17 protein-coding genes are annotated in these 15,350 nt (G+C 48.5%); 8 read left to right on the top strand and 9 right to left on the bottom strand.

Going from position 1 to position 15,350, the window contains the following annotated elements; all coding sequences use genetic code 11:
* Positions 1-90 precede the first annotated feature (90 nt).
* Positions 91-1,014, bottom strand: a complete 924-nt coding sequence (locus CAP48_RS02050; protein WP_100694337.1) for a LysR family transcriptional regulator — start codon at positions 1,012-1,014, stop codon at positions 91-93.
* Between the two features lie 154 nt (positions 1,015-1,168).
* Here CAP48_RS02050 and CAP48_RS02045 point away from each other — a divergent pair, with 154 nt between their 5' ends.
* The 3 genes from CAP48_RS02045 to CAP48_RS02035 all read left to right on the top strand — a co-directional run bounded on the left by CAP48_RS02045 (position 1,169) and on the right by CAP48_RS02035 (position 4,597).
* Positions 1,169-2,308, top strand: coding sequence for an iron-containing alcohol dehydrogenase (locus tag CAP48_RS02045; RefSeq protein WP_100694336.1), 1,140 nt, complete (start codon positions 1,169-1,171; stop codon positions 2,306-2,308).
* Between the two features lie 69 nt (positions 2,309-2,377).
* Positions 2,378-3,172, top strand: a complete 795-nt coding sequence (locus CAP48_RS02040; protein WP_100694335.1) for an SDR family oxidoreductase — start codon at positions 2,378-2,380, stop codon at positions 3,170-3,172.
* 78 nt (positions 3,173-3,250) lie between these two features.
* Complete coding sequence (locus CAP48_RS02035) at positions 3,251-4,597, top strand: MFS transporter (protein ID WP_100694334.1); 1,347 nt, start codon at positions 3,251-3,253, stop codon at positions 4,595-4,597.
* Positions 4,598-4,975: 378 nt separating this feature from the next.
* Here CAP48_RS02035 and CAP48_RS02030 read toward each other — a convergent pair whose 3' ends face one another.
* On the bottom strand, positions 4,976-5,569 hold the full coding sequence (locus tag CAP48_RS02030) for an NADPH-dependent FMN reductase (RefSeq protein ID WP_100694333.1): 594 nt from the start codon (positions 5,567-5,569) through the stop codon (positions 4,976-4,978).
* A gap of 77 nt (positions 5,570-5,646) precedes the next feature.
* On the opposite strand from CAP48_RS02030, the gene CAP48_RS02025 reads away from it, so the two are divergent.
* Both CAP48_RS02025 and CAP48_RS02020 read left to right on the top strand, forming a co-directional pair.
* Positions 5,647-6,039, top strand: coding sequence for a helix-turn-helix domain-containing protein (locus CAP48_RS02025; protein WP_197707223.1), 393 nt, complete (start codon positions 5,647-5,649; stop codon positions 6,037-6,039).
* 4 nt (positions 6,040-6,043) lie between these two features.
* Positions 6,044-6,796, top strand: coding sequence for a glucose 1-dehydrogenase (locus CAP48_RS02020; RefSeq protein WP_100694331.1), 753 nt, complete (start codon positions 6,044-6,046; stop codon positions 6,794-6,796).
* A 408-nt stretch (positions 6,797-7,204) separates the two neighbouring features.
* On the opposite strand, the gene CAP48_RS02015 is transcribed toward CAP48_RS02020, so the two are convergent.
* Both CAP48_RS02015 and CAP48_RS20005 read right to left on the bottom strand, forming a co-directional pair.
* A complete protein-coding gene (locus CAP48_RS02015; protein ID WP_100694330.1) occupies positions 7,205-7,417 on the bottom strand; it encodes a cold shock domain-containing protein in 213 nt (70 codons plus the stop codon).
* Positions 7,404-8,078: a reverse transcriptase domain-containing protein gene (locus tag CAP48_RS20005; protein ID WP_153045643.1), complete on the bottom strand. Its 675-nt coding sequence runs from the start codon at positions 8,076-8,078 to the stop codon at positions 7,404-7,406. The genes CAP48_RS02015 and CAP48_RS20005 overlap by 14 nt, the downstream gene beginning before the upstream one ends.
* Before the next feature lie 63 nt (positions 8,079-8,141).
* Between CAP48_RS20005 and CAP48_RS02010 the strand changes: the two genes are divergently transcribed.
* Positions 8,142-9,217, top strand: a protein-coding gene (locus CAP48_RS02010) for an IS3 family transposase (protein ID WP_369806312.1) whose coding sequence is annotated in 2 segments (ribosomal slippage) — positions 8,142-8,397 and positions 8,397-9,217 — 1,077 coding nt in all. Because the reading frame shifts where the segments join, the coding sequence is not laid out codon by codon here.
* Positions 9,218-9,220: 3 nt separating this feature from the next.
* On the opposite strand, the gene CAP48_RS20600 is transcribed toward CAP48_RS02010, so the two are convergent.
* Genes CAP48_RS20600 through CAP48_RS01985 form a run of 5 tightly spaced genes read right to left on the bottom strand, consistent with a single transcriptional unit; the run spans position 9,221 to position 12,986 of the window.
* Positions 9,221-9,658 (bottom strand): PhzF family phenazine biosynthesis protein, encoded by a 438-nt coding sequence (locus CAP48_RS20600; RefSeq protein WP_100694329.1) that lies wholly within the window; start codon positions 9,656-9,658, stop codon positions 9,221-9,223.
* Positions 9,651-10,358 (bottom strand): PIG-L deacetylase family protein, encoded by a 708-nt coding sequence (locus CAP48_RS02000; RefSeq protein WP_100694328.1) that lies wholly within the window; start codon positions 10,356-10,358, stop codon positions 9,651-9,653. The genes CAP48_RS20600 and CAP48_RS02000 overlap by 8 nt, the downstream gene beginning before the upstream one ends.
* Before the next feature lie 7 nt (positions 10,359-10,365).
* Positions 10,366-11,232 carry an aminotransferase class IV gene (locus CAP48_RS01995; RefSeq protein WP_100694327.1) on the bottom strand — a complete coding sequence of 289 codons (867 nt, stop codon included), beginning with the start codon at positions 11,230-11,232 and terminating at the stop codon, positions 10,366-10,368.
* 5 nt (positions 11,233-11,237) lie between these two features.
* Complete coding sequence (locus tag CAP48_RS01990) at positions 11,238-12,008, bottom strand: TenA family transcriptional regulator (protein ID WP_100694326.1); 771 nt, start codon at positions 12,006-12,008, stop codon at positions 11,238-11,240.
* Positions 12,009-12,020: 12 nt separating this feature from the next.
* A complete protein-coding gene (locus CAP48_RS01985; RefSeq protein WP_100694325.1) occupies positions 12,021-12,986 on the bottom strand; it encodes a pyruvate carboxyltransferase in 966 nt (321 codons plus the stop codon).
* 369 nt (positions 12,987-13,355) lie between these two features.
* Between CAP48_RS01985 and CAP48_RS01980 the strand changes: the two genes are divergently transcribed.
* Positions 13,356-13,919 (top strand): ABATE domain-containing protein, encoded by a 564-nt coding sequence (locus tag CAP48_RS01980; protein ID WP_100694324.1) that lies wholly within the window; start codon positions 13,356-13,358, stop codon positions 13,917-13,919.
* A gap of 424 nt (positions 13,920-14,343) precedes the next feature.
* Complete coding sequence (locus CAP48_RS01975; RefSeq protein ID WP_100694323.1) at positions 14,344-15,336, top strand: tripartite tricarboxylate transporter substrate binding protein; 993 nt, start codon at positions 14,344-14,346, stop codon at positions 15,334-15,336.
* Positions 15,337-15,350: the final 14 nt, after the last annotated feature.

The following is a 15,350-nucleotide window of genomic DNA, read 5'->3' as shown; positions in this document are numbered from 1 at the left end:
GCGCCTCAAAACCAATTTAGAAAGTTAGGTGCTCGTCGGTTGTTTGTATTGAGGGCTACTATCTTCGTCGCTTATCGACGCGGGATTGGTCTATTGACGACTCATTAAACAAGATCTCATTAACTTTGCTCCGATCGACAACAGCGGGCCTCGACGATACGCCAACTCGTACGGTTCGCTGGCTAGCGTAAACTGAAACGGTAGGATGCTAACCAAATTATTGCTGGCGAAAAATGAAGCGACATCTGTCGACGCTAAAGCAACAAACGATGGATTTCTCATCAATAAAGTTAACGTCGCAAATGGGGACGTTGTTTCGAGCAAATTAGTGGGAAAACGAATTCCAGCATCATAAAACTCGCGCTCCAGCAAAAGACGCATCGGCATATTGGCACGGTACACAATCCATTTACATTGAGCCAGATCCTGGACAGTCAAACGGTCAGCGTACGCCAGCGGACTTTGATGCTTAGCGATCACTCTCAACTCTTCTGGCTGAAGCAACTCACTTTCATAAATTTCCGGTGTTTTGCTGACTGTCGTGCGACATATCGCCATATCAAGCCTGCCAGCATCGATTAAGCTCAGAAGCGTAGCGCTAGTATCCTCAACAATCTCCACTGACATACCCGGGTGGGTTTGCATTAGATCCGAAACGGCATCAGTAAGTAAGGGTATTGCTCCCATGATGCACCCGACGGAGACACGCCCACCCTCTCCTTTCTGAATCGCATCCAATTCATTTCGTAAGTGCCCAAGGTCGGTGTACATCATACGAGCATACTTCACGACACATAAGCCTAAGTCGTTAGCTTGCAGTCCCCGGTTGGTGCGATTAAATAGTGCTGCTCCAAATGTAGTTTCAATTTCCTGGAGCGCTTTGCTCGCCCCAGGTTGGCTAATTGCAACCTCATTGGCCGCACCCAACAGGGAACCGTGTTCGTAAATTGCAATTAACAAGCGAAGATGCCTAACGTGCAATCTTGATGCAATGGAAGATAAAGAAGGCGTCATGGATTAACGAATAGTTATACCTATATGCACAATTTTCAGTGGATATTATTTCAAATTTGCCCATACTGGGAGCGTAAATAATAGGCATAAAACGGGAGACAGAGGGAAAACATGTCCTGATGTCAGTTGCAATTATAACTTTTTATTAATTCAGATGGCACTCATCCAATATCTCACCCACATTCAATTTGACTTCGGAGCAGTCCGTTTATTACAGGCGGAATGCGACCGCGTTGGTGTTAAACGCCCGTTAGTCGTGACTGACCAAGGCGTCCGTGCCATTGGACTACTTGATGCTGTTATGACCAACTTAGAACAGCCGGATCTTGCAGTCATTTTCGACGAAACGCCACCCAATCCGAATGAAAGAGCAGTACACAAAGCTGCTGCAATGTACATCGAAAATGATTGCGATGGAGTCATTGCCATCGGGGGCGGTTCCTCCATTGACCTTGCCAAGGGTGTCGCCGTTTGCGCCACACATGAAGGGCCCCTTAAACAATTCGCTGTCATCGAAGGGGGGCTTGCAAAAATCACATCCACGACAGCGCCTGTAATTGCTATTCCGACAACCGCGGGTACAGGTAGCGAAGTCGGGCGCGGCGCCATTCTGATTCTCGATGATGGGCGCAAGGTGGGTATCCTGTCGCCGCACGTCCTGCCGAAATCCGCTATCTGCGATCCGGAGCTTACGCTTGAGCTGCCTCCTCTGTTGACGGCAGCCACGGGTATGGATGCCATCGCCCATTGCATTGAGACATTCCTGTCTCCACTATTTAATCCACCTGCAGACGGCATAGCGCTGGACGGGCTGCGCCGCGCATGGACCCATATTGAGCGAGCAGTCAGCGAACCCCATGATCGGGAGGCGCGCCTGAACATGATGAGCGCGTCGATGCAGGGCGCCCTGGCGTTCCAAAAAGGCCTGGGTTGCGTACACAGCCTGAGCCATTCGCTCGGCGGAATCAATCCGACGCTGCACCACGGAACATTGAATGCGATATTTCTGCCGGCGGTGCTCCGTTTTAATGCCTCCGCGCCATCGGTCATCCAAGAACGCAAGCTCGAACGCCTTATTCAATGCATGGGGCTCGATTCGCCCGATGAACTCGCGCCGGCAATCAGAAGCATGACCCATCGTCTTGGCTTGCCCGATGGGCTCGCCCGCGTTGAGGTTTCGGAGTCATTGTTTTCCCGCGTAATCGAGGGCGCGCTCGCCGACCATAGCCACAAAACCAATCCGCGCGAGGCATCCCCGGACGATTACATGGCAATGCTCAATGAGTCACTGTGATAGGAGCACAGCACAGGCATCGGCGCAATGCGCGATCGCGCCATAAAAAATAGACAAGGAGAGGGAGAAATGAGAGACAAACCGGACGCTAGTCGCGTTCCCCATAATCAGGTCGCCATAGTCACCGGAGCAGGCAGCGGTATAGGCAGGGCAACCGTACGCGCACTATTGGCGGACGGATGGCGCGTCGCTCTTGCCGGGCGTCATCTGGAGACTCTCGAAGCGACAATCCGCGACTGCGATACTCTTTTTTCGGACCACGGCATCCGAACCATTGCCATACCGACGGACGTCACTCAGCCGTCCTCCGTCGATCAGCTATTCGCCGCTTCGCAGCACGCTTTTGGCCGGCTCGACATGTTGTTTAACAATGCCGGACTCGCCGTTGCCGGAAATTCTGTCGAAGAACTGGCATACGAACGCTGGAAACAAATGCTTGACGTGAATGTCACCGGCACGTTTCTTTGCACACAAGCGGCATTTCGGCAAATGAGTACGCAAACGCCACGAGGTGGACGCATTATCAATAATGGTTCGTTGTCGGCACATGTGCCCAGACTGCATTCAGCCGACTATACCGCCAGCAAGCACGCGGTCAGCGGCTTGACAAAAGCCTGCGCGCTCGATGGCCGGAAATACGAAATCGCGGTATGCCAGGTGGACTTCGGCAATGCGCAGACCCAAATGGTGGCAGGCATGAAGGGGGGCGTACTGCAGGCAAACGGCGAGCGCATCCCGGAGCCTACGATGGATGTCGCTCACGCTGCAAATGCCATTGTGCATATGGCCAGCCTCCCGCTTGAAGCCAATGTGCAATTTATGACGGTCATGGCTACCAAAATGCCATTTGTGGGGCGGGGGTAATTCAAAGAAGCGAACCCATTCCACGCGGGTCGCCAGTCGTTGCAGGCGATACCTATTATTAAAATCAGGAGACGAAGAATGGTGAACACGAGGGTAGATACGGCGCTTGGATCGGAGGAACAGGAAAAGGCAGCTCTGCTGCGCAAAGTTGCGTGGCGGATCATACCGTTAATAATTGCCTGTTTTATCATGGCATATCTGGATCGCGTCAACATCAGTTTTGCGAAACTGCAAATGCAATCGGAGCTCGGCCTGAGCGAAGCTGCATACGGGCTTGGCGCCAGTATGTTTTTCATTGGCTACTTGCTTTTCGAAATCCCAAGCAATGTTATTTTGGCACGAGTCGGCGCGCGCCGCTGGATCGCACGGATCATGATCACTTGGGGCATCACCTCGGCCGCCATGATGTTCGTCTATGACGAGACCTCGTTCTATGCGCTGCGCTTTCTGCTTGGGGTGCTTGAGGCCGGCTTCGTTCCAGGCGTGCTCTACTTCTTTACGCAATGGTTTCCCGCCAGTTACCGCGGACGCATGAATAATATGTTTTTCGGCTCCATCGCGTTGTGCGGCATCATCGGTGGACCGATTTCCGGTGCCATTCTTAAGCTGCTGGATGGCGCCTATGGCATGCCCGGCTGGCAATGGCTGTTCCTGATCGAAGGGATTCCTTCGGTTATCCTGGGCTTGGTGGTCTTGTTCGCATTCAACGATCGCATCGAAGATGCCAAATGGCTATCCGACAAGGAGAAAGTCATGCTGGCAACCGAAATTGGCAATGATCCCAAAGTCGACAACACGCACTCTTTAAGCGTAGCGTTGAAACGGCCGGTCATTTATCTATTCTCTCTGATTTATCTCGGACTTTGCATGGGAATCTACGGCCTGCTTTTCTGGATGCCGCAGCTTGTCAAAACAGCAGGGACGGCCGATCCGTTTATCATCGGATTGATTACGACACTACCCTACATTGCCGCGATCGTCGGAACGATCCTGATTGGTAAAAGTTCCGACCGGACCGGCGACCGCCGCTGGCACCTGGCCGGCTGCGCACTGGCCGGTGCCGTGGGCTATGTGCTGTGTGCGATCTATTGGGACAACACTGTGATATTGGTGCTGGGCCTTAGTATTGCCGCGACGGGTATCATTGCCTCTTTCGGTATATTCTGGGTGTTTCCCGTCCGCATACTTAGCGGTGTCGCCGCAGCCGGCGGCGTAGCCATGATCAATTCCCTTGGCCAAATCGGCGGCATAATCGCGCCTTACATGGTCGGCAAGGTCAAGGATATGACTGGCAGCGCATCGATGGGCTTATATGTGATTTCGCTGGCCTGCGTCGTCACTGCAATATTGATTATTTGCGCCATACCGCACAATATCCGCTTCCGAGATACGGCAATGCGCCGAGTTGCCGAAGAAAGCGCCTAACGGCACTGGACCAGTCGCCAGATCGGGGAACGTCGCCGGCGATCCCTGAAAGGGCCGAACGCCGTTGTAGTGATTAACGAAGCTGGGTTCATGCCCGTCCTGCAGATGGACGGGCTGCCCGGCGAAACTGTCACATGGCGCCGCGACGATGGTCCGGCGTTGTGTCACCGCCTCCTTCAACAGGCAGCAGCTTTTTTCACCTTAGGCGCGTAGCGTCGCTTTTCCCGGCTATTCGTGTCATCGTGTGCTGGCTGCGCGCCCAACGAGGCTGCATTCAGCACGTAGGAGCGCTTCAAGACAGTCGGCATACGGTTGTTCCGTTTCTGCTGCCGATTGCGCCAAGCCAGGCCAGTCCATGGCGATAAGTGCCGGCGGGGCTTATGCTTTAGCCCCTCGGGCAGCTATCGTCGCCCCTGCCCACCAGACCAGCTCATCAAACGCACTGTGCGCAGAAGGCAGAAGATTAGCCTCAATTTCCTCGATTGGCCGGTCTTGACCCAAGGGAAAAACAGTATAGAAGTCTCTCCCTCCGATATGGACGGCTGTGGCCGTCGACACCATCTGCAACTCGACGCCAATCTGTCGCAGATGCTCAATAGAACGCGCTGCGCCAACTCCGCCATAGCCGACAGCTGTGAAAGGTTTGTGATTCCATTCTTGATAAGCTTGGTCGAGCGCGTTTTTCAGCACGGCAGGCAAGGAGTGATTGTATTCCGGTACAACGAAGATGAACCCGTCAAATTGGCTAACAGTCTCCTGCCACCGCACCGCCTCGGGGTTCTGACTTGGCGCGAATCTGTTCGAGGATATCTCGTCGAAGAACGGCATCGGATGGCCGCGCAGATCTACCAACTCTGCATCAATGTCAGTGCGTGCCTTGGCCTGCTTCAAAATCCATTGCGCCGGCTTATCGGCAAATCGCGTCGAGCGGGTAGAGCCGATGATGACTGCAATTCTTGGTTTTACGTTCATAATAACTCCTATATGCTATGCTGGTTTCGACGAGTTACTACATTACGATAAGTTATCGAATCCAACAAGGAGGCACTTTGAAGAAACCTAATCACCGCGAAGATACTGCTCAGTGCGAGCACGTCAGCGGAATGATTGCGAGGATCAGTGATAAATGGACGATGCTCGTGGTGCATATTCTCGGAACTGGGCCCTACCGATTCAATGCCCTGCGTCGTGAGGTCGGCGAGATCAGCCAGAAAGTGCTAGCTTCCACCTTGAGGGATCTGGAGGAAAACGGCTTTGTTTCTCGTACGGTGACGCCGGCAAAGCCGCCTCAAGTTGAGTACGCGTTGACACAACTTGGGCAGGAACTGCTAGTGCCCGTGCGGGCACTTGCTGAGTGGGTAATCGCGAATTCGCCGCGCATGGACGCAGCGCGTACGACCTACGCCGAGCGCCAGAAGATCGAGAACCCAACAAGGAATTAATACTATGAAAACATTTGCAGGAAAAGTCGTTATCGTTACCGGCGGTACCTCAGGCATTGGCCGGACCACCGCACTTGCGTTTGCGCAGGAAGGAGCCAATGTTGTCGTTGTTGGGCGAAGGAAAAATGAGGGCGAAGAGTCAGTCGCCCTCATTGAACAAGCCGGGGGAAAAGGTCTCTTTGTACGGGCAGATGTTTCAATTGAAAATGAAATTGCCTTCGCTGTCGAACGCACCGTTGAGGTGTTTGGTGGCGTGAATTTTGCATTCAACAATGCGGGTATTTTTCTCCCGCCGGCACCCGTTACCGAAATATCGTCTGAGGACATTGACCGCATCCTGGCCGTCAACGTGCGCGGTGTCGCGCTTAGCATGAAGCACGAAATTCCTGCGATCATAAAAAGTGGCGGAGGTGGCATCGTCAATACCGCATCGTTTCTGGGCATTCGCGCCTTTCCTGGCTCGGCGATATACAACGCGAGCAAGTCTGCCGTCATCGGGCTGAGCAAATCGGCGGCAGTGGAATTTGCTACGCAAGGAGTCCGGGTCAATGTGATATGTCCGGGTGTGATTGACACGCCCATGAATGAGGAAATAAGAGCCGAAGAAAGTGGGCGAAATTTTCTCAATGAACTGCAGCCCATGAAACGGACTGGCCGTCCCGAAGAGATTGCTGGGGCGGTTCTTTACCTGTGTTCGCCAAGCGCAGGGTTTACCACGGGCACGACTCTCAGCGTGGACGGAGGTCTCACGATTTAGATGCACCAATCAAGAGAATTGCAAATATGGGATTAACATCCTGAACCTCTGTCCAAATAAAAACAGGCTCCGATAAAACATCGGAGCCTGTTTGGCAATCTGTATAGCTACAGATTTTTCTCGCTAATTATGAGAATGGATTTTCATTAATTGTGAGACTTTTTCATTAATTATGAGAACGCACAACACCTGTCGAGTCTCACAATTAGTGAAAATCGTGTGCTTGATTTTAAAGGCCTTTTTCATTAATTGTGAGACTGGCTCTTTTTGAAATCTCATAATTAGTGAAAATTTCCGGATTTTGTCTCACAATTAATGCAAATAATTTTAGGACAACAAAAACATTATAACCATTTGATTTTAAATGTTATTTAATTCTTTCATTGTTTCTATGGCTATTTAAGCAGGCTATGCATTTCTAGAGATATTTACAGCTTGTAAGCCTTTAGCTGTCCGTTCGACACGAAATCTCACTTTTACACCCTCTAACGCCCATTCTTCGCCTTGTACATCACGAAAATGAAAGAACAGATCTTTCCCGGCCTGTCTTGCGATAAAGCCAAAACCTTTTAACGGGAAATAACATTTAATAGTTCCAACGGTCTCCTCAGATAATGTCATGATAGAACAACCTCTCTTTGTCAGATGTAGGCTTACAAGTTTGTAATGTTGTAGCCAATTTTTTTGCTAATCCACCGTCTGTCCGTCCTAAGATGTTAAGGCGATAGCGGACTTGATGAAATTTCGCATAGTAGGCGTATTTTCCTCGATCTTTTATAGAAGATTTTTTTAAGGAAGTTACTAACTGGATAGTACGGTGAATCTCATTTTTTTCATAAATTGGCAAAATCTCTCGTAACCGAGATCGATAAGACAAAGCTTCTTTATGCTCGAGATAGGTGAGTTTCGCGACTCGTCCTGATAATCTATTATAAAAATCATGATATTCAGGTGAGGATTTACTTAACCGCGACATACTCTCGCATTTATGTAATTCAGCACGAATTATTCGTCGCTCATTCCGATGTACACGTGCCCGCCCTCTGTTCAGCCAAAGTCCAGTTACTTCCATCAAATTTTCCGGGTTCTTGCGAGAAGTTATCTTGGTTTTTTTATTCTGTAACTTTAGCCCCTGTTCGTTCAGCATAGTACGAACTTTTCCAATAAGAGTTTGAACTTGCTTTTCCTCCAATTGCGTTTTTGACGAGATCGAGATATCGTCAAGAAGCCTCGTATACGTTAATCCTTTATTGTTTAGATGCTGTACTAAATGTGTAACTATCCCCTAAAATAATACAGCTGAAGCGTAGAATTTTTCTTACACTAAGAAAAAAGGATTTTTACGATGAGCAAACGGATGACAGAAAGCCAAATTGTGGCGATGTTGAAAGAAGCGGAAGCTGGGATACCGATTAAAGAGCTGTGCCGCAAGCATCATGTAGGTAACTCCACATTTTATAAATGGCGAGCCAAATATGGCGGCATGGAGCTCTCCGACGTAAAACGACTCAAAGAGCTCGAGGAGGAGAATCGTCGCTTAAAGCAGATGTATGCTGATTTAAGTTTGAAGTCTCAGTTGCAGGAAGAAATCATAAAAAAGCTGTAGTGCCTGTTGCGACGCGTAAAGACTGGGCAAAAGCGCTACAGGCACAGCATGACATCAGCGTTGTTTTAAGCTGCATGATTACGGGGATGAGTCGCACCGCGTTTTACTATCAGCCTAAACGTTGTGATGATAGCGAGGTAATTACAGTGCTAAACACGCTGGTTGAAAGACATCAACGTTGGGGGTTCCCCAAGTGTTTTAAGCGCATACGCGCTTTAGGTTACCGCTGGAATCATAAGCGTGTACAGCGTGTTTATAATGCATTGCGACTCAACATAAAGACAAAGCGCAAGCAACGCGTGCCTGCTCGCCAACCCGAACCACTCGTCGTACCTAAAAGTACGGGTCAGTGTTGGTCGATGGATTTTATGTCGGACCGCTTAGAAAATAACGTGCGATTTCGTACATTTAATGTGATTGACGATTGCAATCGCGAGTTGCTAGGAATCGATATTGGCACGGGCTTGCCGTCTGCTCGTGTCACCCGTTACCTAGATGGGCTGGCCTCTTGGCACGGCTACCCACGTAGAGTTCGTGTCGATAATGGCCCCGAGTTCACCTCCGCGGAGTTCGTTCAGTGGGCACATCAACATGGCGTTTATATTGATTATACGCAGCCCGGTTGCCCCTATCAAAACGCCTATATTGAGCGCTTCAATCGTACGTACCGCCAAGAGGTATTAGATTTATATCTTTTTACGTCGTTGAAGCAAGTTCAACACATCACGGAACACTGGACAACGATTTACAACACCGAAAGACCGCACGATTCACTCAATGACATGACACCCATTGACTATAAATTAACATTATAAATTCTATGTGTGTGGTGTATTAAAGATGGGGTATTTACAAAATAGCTCTATCAAACTGAACGTTGCCTGCCTATAGCCCCATTCATTTTGTCCGAATCTGTCTACTATTACGCTACCGCCCAATACACTAAACTCCATCGGTGCGCCAATAGAGTGAAACTTGGATAGCCAGGCAGCGGCTGCGAGCGTTCCATGCCCACAAAAGTCAATTTCTCCACTAGACGTGAAATATCTCAACTTAAATGTGGAAGTAGCGGGCTGCCATTCTGCCAATGTAACCTCGCAGCTATAACGATTTGCAATGCCGAGAACCATCTTTCGTTCAACTATTCTACTATTCTTAGATAGAAGCACGAAAGACGGATTTCCGAGTTGACCATCTATGCAGAAAGCATAAGTTAACCCACCAACGTAACTACAATTACAAAAAACGTTACTCAAGAATTTTCACCATAGCTGGGCCGGCACGCTGAAAAGCTTCTGCATGCGTAATCGTATGCGATGATCGCCGACTTGCTTGCGTTCCGCGTTGTAGAGCCACTCTCTCGTAATAGTCCCAGACGCCTTGTTGCGACTGTATTTTTTGAAAAGCTTCTTTCTTTTGCCTCCATACACTCGTTATATCTAAAAAAGTGTCGGCTTTGAAATCGCATAATTCAGGCTGGTGTGGCTCGAAGTGAAACAGGCTAGGAGGAGAAACCATATCAGCGCCGTACCCTGGAGCGGAGGCAAAAGTACGAGCTTGAATTACCATTTCACAAGTATTCGCATGATCTACATTACCGGGGTCGATTGGTGAATGCGTTAAAATCACGTCTGGTCGGCACACTCTAATTATTTTATTCAATTGAATTGTTACATCCTTATCTACTTCTAAAGGGTAATCGTCAAGATGTAAAATTTCTAATTCTGCTCCTAATGACTTTGCTGCTTCCCGGGTTTCGGCTTCGCGAGTCTTTTGTACATGTACGTAGTTTGCACCTTCTTCTTTCCATAATTTTCCAGCCTCCCCTTTTATACCCAAAGTCAAGCAGACTACTTTTACGCTCCAACCAGCAGCTCGATGTATTAGGATAGCCCCTGCAGCTCGCCACACGAAATCACCAGGATGCGCCACAACAACTAACAGACTTTTATTCATTACTATTTCAACTCCTTACTATTTCGAAATAGTAGTCAATCACTCGACGCGTTATTGGTCTAGCCACACATTGTCGCAGTCTGTATGAGTCGATTGATTCAATAGGGGCAAACTCAAGACCGGTTCCGCATAAGAAAGCTTCGTCTGCTAGATATAAATCCTGTACGGTCAAAGATTCTTCATTAACGGGTATATTCAATTCATCAGCCATGTCTATTACCGCTTGCCGAGTAATGCTCGGAAGTAGGCAGTTTTCTAGAGAAGGCGTCTTTAACTCCCCTTTAGATACTATAAAAATAGCTGAGGTAGGAGCTTCACTGACATATCCTTCTTTACTGAGGAATATCGGGAAATCATACCCTTTCGAACAAGCAATTTTGCCTGCGACGAATGGAATGGTATATGCGGATATACACTTCAAAGCGGGAGGGTAAATATCAGCAGAGGCCTTTCTCCAGCTTGAAGTGGCAACCTTGGCCAGCCTATTATCTTTAAGCCAAGTTTTTCGGCCCATTTGCTTTATTGTCACTGTCATTGCAGGCGAAATCGTACTGCCCATGTCGCCGTCGTTTATCGCGTGAATGCTCGGGCGTATATAGCAATCGTCCGAGATTGAATTTTCCACAATGAGACGCTCGATAATCACCGGCAGCTCGTCGATTCCGGGATCTGGGAATCCCACTACTTCAAGTGAGTTTCTGAGTCTTTCGATATGTTGGTTTAGTCTAAACAAGACGATTGAATTAGAGCGAGATTTATATGCGCGAATACCTTCGAATATAGAGAGACCATAGCGCATAGCTAAAGCGGATACGGGAATTACAGCGTCTCTCTCATCTATATAAGATCCTGCATGATAGGCGACTTTGCCCATAATGGCTATTCCTCCTCATCAAATCTAAACGGAGGCTCTGATGCATCGTAGAATAGGTTATATATGGCATCGAAGTGTGCATGTCTTCGGTCAATTGCGCGATCCAAGTATTTAAGCGCCTGTATTTTTAATTCATCCGTGTTGCAATATATCTCCAGTATTTTCTCTGCGGTGGCAGCGTGATCCTCTTCTAATTCACTGACCGCAGCGAAACTACCATTGTTTAGCTCTACATTACTGGCATGATGAACAAAAAATTCATATCCTTCTTCGGGAAGCTTATATACGTCTTTCATAACAGAAAGCATGGATTTATTTTCATTTGTGACCACAGGAGGCTGCCCTTCCATAAGTAATAGTACAGACGCAACTCCAGCGGTAAAATGAATCTCCGTATTGCAGGCCTCAATATTGTGTTCAATCACAGCCTTGGTCTCGGGCAGCAGGGGTGCTGCATTAATTTGCTGCTGCGATACCCCAACACATTTCCCAAAGTCAACAAAAGTTTCCAGGTGTCGTTTGGATTTACTAAAATAACCCGTTTCTTCTTCAAATACATTTTCGACCAGTTCTGTACGAATGGGGTGATCCGGAATTCGTGATGCAATGCCTAGGATATTACGGGTCCAATGATTTTTTATTGGGAAGCGGTTTATCACAAACTGTTGGAGTAGCCGCTTGCTCGCGTTGCCCGAAAGGACCGTTTGGTACAGCGGGCTTGTCATTTTTCTCCGTGTATTGATCTTATTTCGTAAAGACTGTAAAAATTCACTCATTTGATTGCTCCATTAACTGAGATGAGGATTTTGGCGTTCTTTGATCGCATCGAGATTCAGATTTTCTATTCCATACAACACGTTGTTAAGTCTTTCTGTGAAGCGATTCGGGAAAAAGTCCTGATCAAAATAAGGCAGAGCCGTCGCGAACCCGTCTATATCGATAGCTCTTCTTTCTGATTGAGCAGCTTGAGCCAACAATACTTCTATTGGCGCGTTTCCACCGCCTTTGCCGACTCCGCCTATTGTCCCATCAATCCATGTAGCGCCAGCTCTAATCGCAGCCAGTGCGTTTGCTACCGAAAGATGTATTGAATCATGGCCATGAAATCCAATGGATCCATCGTAATGATTTCGTATTTCGTTGACGATTACAGCCACTTGTTCCGGGTAAAGCGCTCCATTGGAATCTGCTGCATATATTGCGTCTAGCCCGCTGGCATGCAATTGTCTAACCATTTGTCTTAATTGAGTTTTGTTAAGCTCACTAATTCGTATGATATTGGCGCAGGTTTTGAGGCCTAAGTCTTTACATCTTTTTCCCAGTGCGGAAACGGTATTAATATTGCCTTCGCTGCAGGTAAACCGTACTCCAGATATTTTCGTGCCTACTAGCTCCTTCAAATCGTCTACTTGGACGTGGTCCGGAGGAATCATAACTAGGTATTCAGCAGATAGTAACGTAGGGAGCGATTGTAGGAATTGTTTTGGGCATTGGCCGATAGTCGGGGTTCGAGGATCATAATTCCGGCGTTTAAAATAGCCTACCTCTATATAGTTAACACCGGAATTTGAGAGAATTTGAAGTATTACTTCAATCTGGTGGTCCGTGAAAGAATGGCCATTCAGATATCCTCCATCGCGCAGAGTACAGTCTACTAGCGTTATGGACCCCTTCGAGTTTCCGACCACACGGCGCTTTTGAATCAATTCGAGTCTCCTAAATTTTTCTGAATATGTCGACGTTTGTCTTATCATTGGCGCACTTCCAGCATTTCAATCAAGACAAATCTGCTATTTTTCGTCGGGTATTCGATTAATTTATGCTGGCATTTTATCTATTCGATTTTTAAAAGTAATTTACCTAGATCAAAAAAATGGGTTCTTATAAAAAACGTTGCTTACTCTATTCAATGCTTTTCGTGCCTACGTCTGCTTTCGCTCCACAATCGAATCGATCTTGCTGTTGCGCTGATATATTGAGTGCACTTACTGCGGGTTATAGCCGTGCCGAGTACTGTGACTATGAGCTGATAGTGCGAATGAGTTGTTAGTCGGCGTGCAAAAATAATTGCCGAGCTTACTGTCGATCCAGAAAGCTTATGATTATTGGTTCGGAGAAAAGGTGTGGCAATCTATAGCCTCGGTAATGTTCTGGCAACCAGCTTCACGGGGACGCTTTCCGAGCGTTGCGGCAATCCTATTGAGCGTATTCCTACGCCGCAGCGGCTTGTTGACTGGCTGGCCGTCTATGGCCTGGCGGTAAAAACGTGTACCACAGCCCAGTTCAACCGCGCGCGGGAGTTAAGGGAGGCGATTCACGCTGCTGCGACCGCTGCTGCGATCGGGGGTGCGCTGCCTGCATCGGCTGTGCAGGTCATCAATGACTTCAGCGCACAGGGCACGGCCGCCGCGTTTCTGACACCCGACGGCAAGCGGCAATGGAAGCTTGGCTCGACCTCAAGCATGGAAGATGCCTTGGGCGTGATCGCCGCCGATGCGATCAGCATTCTGGCAGGCGAGCGAGACGGAAAACTGGCCTTGTGTGCATCACCCAGTTGCCAGGCCGCGTTCTTTGATACCAGCCAGAGTCGTACCCGCAGATGGTGCGATATGGGTACGTGTGGAAATAAAGAGAAAAAGGCGCGGTTTATTGCGAAACAGCGGAAAAAGGCGCAGGCAGGGGAGTGAATGGCATGCTTGTTGGTATTCGATTAAATGCGCCGGCTATGAGCTGTGCGTAGCCCATAGAGCGGCTCCTCGATTCAAATGGAAGTTGGCGCAGCGTGGATAAGCTGGCTCTGCGAAATCCATTGCTGCGTACCAACGTTGCCTGTCTGATTAGCGCCAGCAGAATCCAATTCATTCGACTTACTCACAGCGACTGTATGTCGCTAGCGACATTAATGGTATGGGCTGTCCAGCGGTGCTTCAGAAAATAGATCAAAAATAAAGCGACTGCTAACAACGCATGGCATTCCGATACTTCTTGACCGTCTACCGACAATTTCACGGGTATACCCCAATTTCAATGATAATATATTTCTATACAATAATTGATTATTGCTAGGCAATATTATTTTCTTATAAAGTGACATCACGTTGGGAGACATTGATGAGTGTGCGTTTTAGAAATGCAGGAGGCAAAGTGACTCTCGCCATCCTGGGCTTGATTTTTTCGTGTTGTAGTATGGCCAAGGAATACCCTGAGAGACCGGTAAATTTGGTGGTGCCATACAATGCTGGCGCCGCTGTTGATACCGTGGGCCGTATTCTGGCTCAGGCATTGGCTGAAAATCTGGAAGTTCCGGTTGTGGTGGAAAATAAAGCAGGCTTTACCGGTAATATCGGCGCGCAATATGTTGCTCGCTCCAAGGCAGACGGTTACACCTTGCTTATGGCTGCACTCTCGTCTTACTCGTTAAGCAGTAAGCTTTTGGGAGAAAAAGCAGTCGGGTATAACCTGCAAAAGGATTTCGAACCGGTTGCCGTTGTCGGAAAACTGCCCGTTTCTTTGATCGCGAATAAAGACGTGCCAGCCAATAACGTCTCGGAGTTAATTGCCTATCTGCATAAAAATCCGGCCAAAATTGCCTTCGGCTCGTCTGGACCGGGGTCTCTTGAACATGCCGTCGGGGAGCTGTTCAAGCTGCGTGCGAAGGTCGATATATTGCATGTGCCATACCGGGGTGCCGCGCCAGCTATGACGGATCTGCTTTCCAATCAGATTCAGCTTTTATTTGCAACAACGCCTATCACGCTTGCCAATGTGCCCTCCGGCAAGATCAAGGTGCTTGGTATTGCCGGAGATTCCAAGATCCCTCAGCTCGCTAATGTAGAAACACTGGCGCATCAGGGTCTATCGGGTGTAGAGGCCACGTCGTTATTTGGCATTCTGGTTCCTAAAAATACGCCCGACAATATTGTGGAAAAACTAAACAACGGTTTGCAGAAAGCGCTTGCCGATCCCGAAGTAATCAAAAAGTTCTCGCAGCAGGGCGTGACGGCCACGCTTGGAGATCGGGCGCAGGCTACAGACATGGTTGAAGCTGAAATCACAAAATGGAACCAGATCATCAATGATACGGATCTGAAAATATCTAACTGAATACGTTGAAGGAA

Source organism: Advenella sp. S44 (assembly GCF_002810445.1).
In the GTDB taxonomy this organism is placed as follows: Bacteria; Pseudomonadota; Gammaproteobacteria; order Burkholderiales; family Burkholderiaceae_B; genus Advenella.
This window is presented reverse-complemented; position numbering and strand designations above follow the sequence as displayed.

What these genes read in the sequence shown, in the direction of transcription:
- CAP48_RS02050 (WP_100694337.1), bottom strand. Translation starts at nt 1,014, where the DNA reads ATGACGCCTTCTTTATCTTCCATTGCATCAAGATTGCACGTTAGGCAT.
- CAP48_RS02045 (WP_100694336.1), top strand. Translation starts at nt 1,169, where the DNA reads ATGGCACTCATCCAATATCTCACCCACATTCAATTTGACTTCGGAGCA.
- CAP48_RS02040 (WP_100694335.1), top strand. Translation starts at nt 2,378, where the DNA reads ATGAGAGACAAACCGGACGCTAGTCGCGTTCCCCATAATCAGGTCGCC.
- CAP48_RS02035 (WP_100694334.1), top strand. Translation starts at nt 3,251, where the DNA reads ATGGTGAACACGAGGGTAGATACGGCGCTTGGATCGGAGGAACAGGAA.
- CAP48_RS02030 (WP_100694333.1), bottom strand. Translation starts at nt 5,569, where the DNA reads ATGAACGTAAAACCAAGAATTGCAGTCATCATCGGCTCTACCCGCTCG.
- CAP48_RS02020 (WP_100694331.1), top strand. Translation starts at nt 6,044, where the DNA reads ATGAAAACATTTGCAGGAAAAGTCGTTATCGTTACCGGCGGTACCTCA.
- CAP48_RS02015 (WP_100694330.1), bottom strand. Translation starts at nt 7,417, where the DNA reads ATGACATTATCTGAGGAGACCGTTGGAACTATTAAATGTTATTTCCCG.
- CAP48_RS02000 (WP_100694328.1), bottom strand. Translation starts at nt 10,358, where the DNA reads ATGAATAAAAGTCTGTTAGTTGTTGTGGCGCATCCTGGTGATTTCGTG.
- CAP48_RS01995 (WP_100694327.1), bottom strand. Translation starts at nt 11,232, where the DNA reads ATGGGCAAAGTCGCCTATCATGCAGGATCTTATATAGATGAGAGAGAC.
- CAP48_RS01990 (WP_100694326.1), bottom strand. Translation starts at nt 12,008, where the DNA reads ATGAGTGAATTTTTACAGTCTTTACGAAATAAGATCAATACACGGAGA.
- CAP48_RS01985 (WP_100694325.1), bottom strand. Translation starts at nt 12,986, where the DNA reads ATGATAAGACAAACGTCGACATATTCAGAAAAATTTAGGAGACTCGAA.
- CAP48_RS01975 (WP_100694323.1), top strand. Translation starts at nt 14,344, where the DNA reads ATGAGTGTGCGTTTTAGAAATGCAGGAGGCAAAGTGACTCTCGCCATC.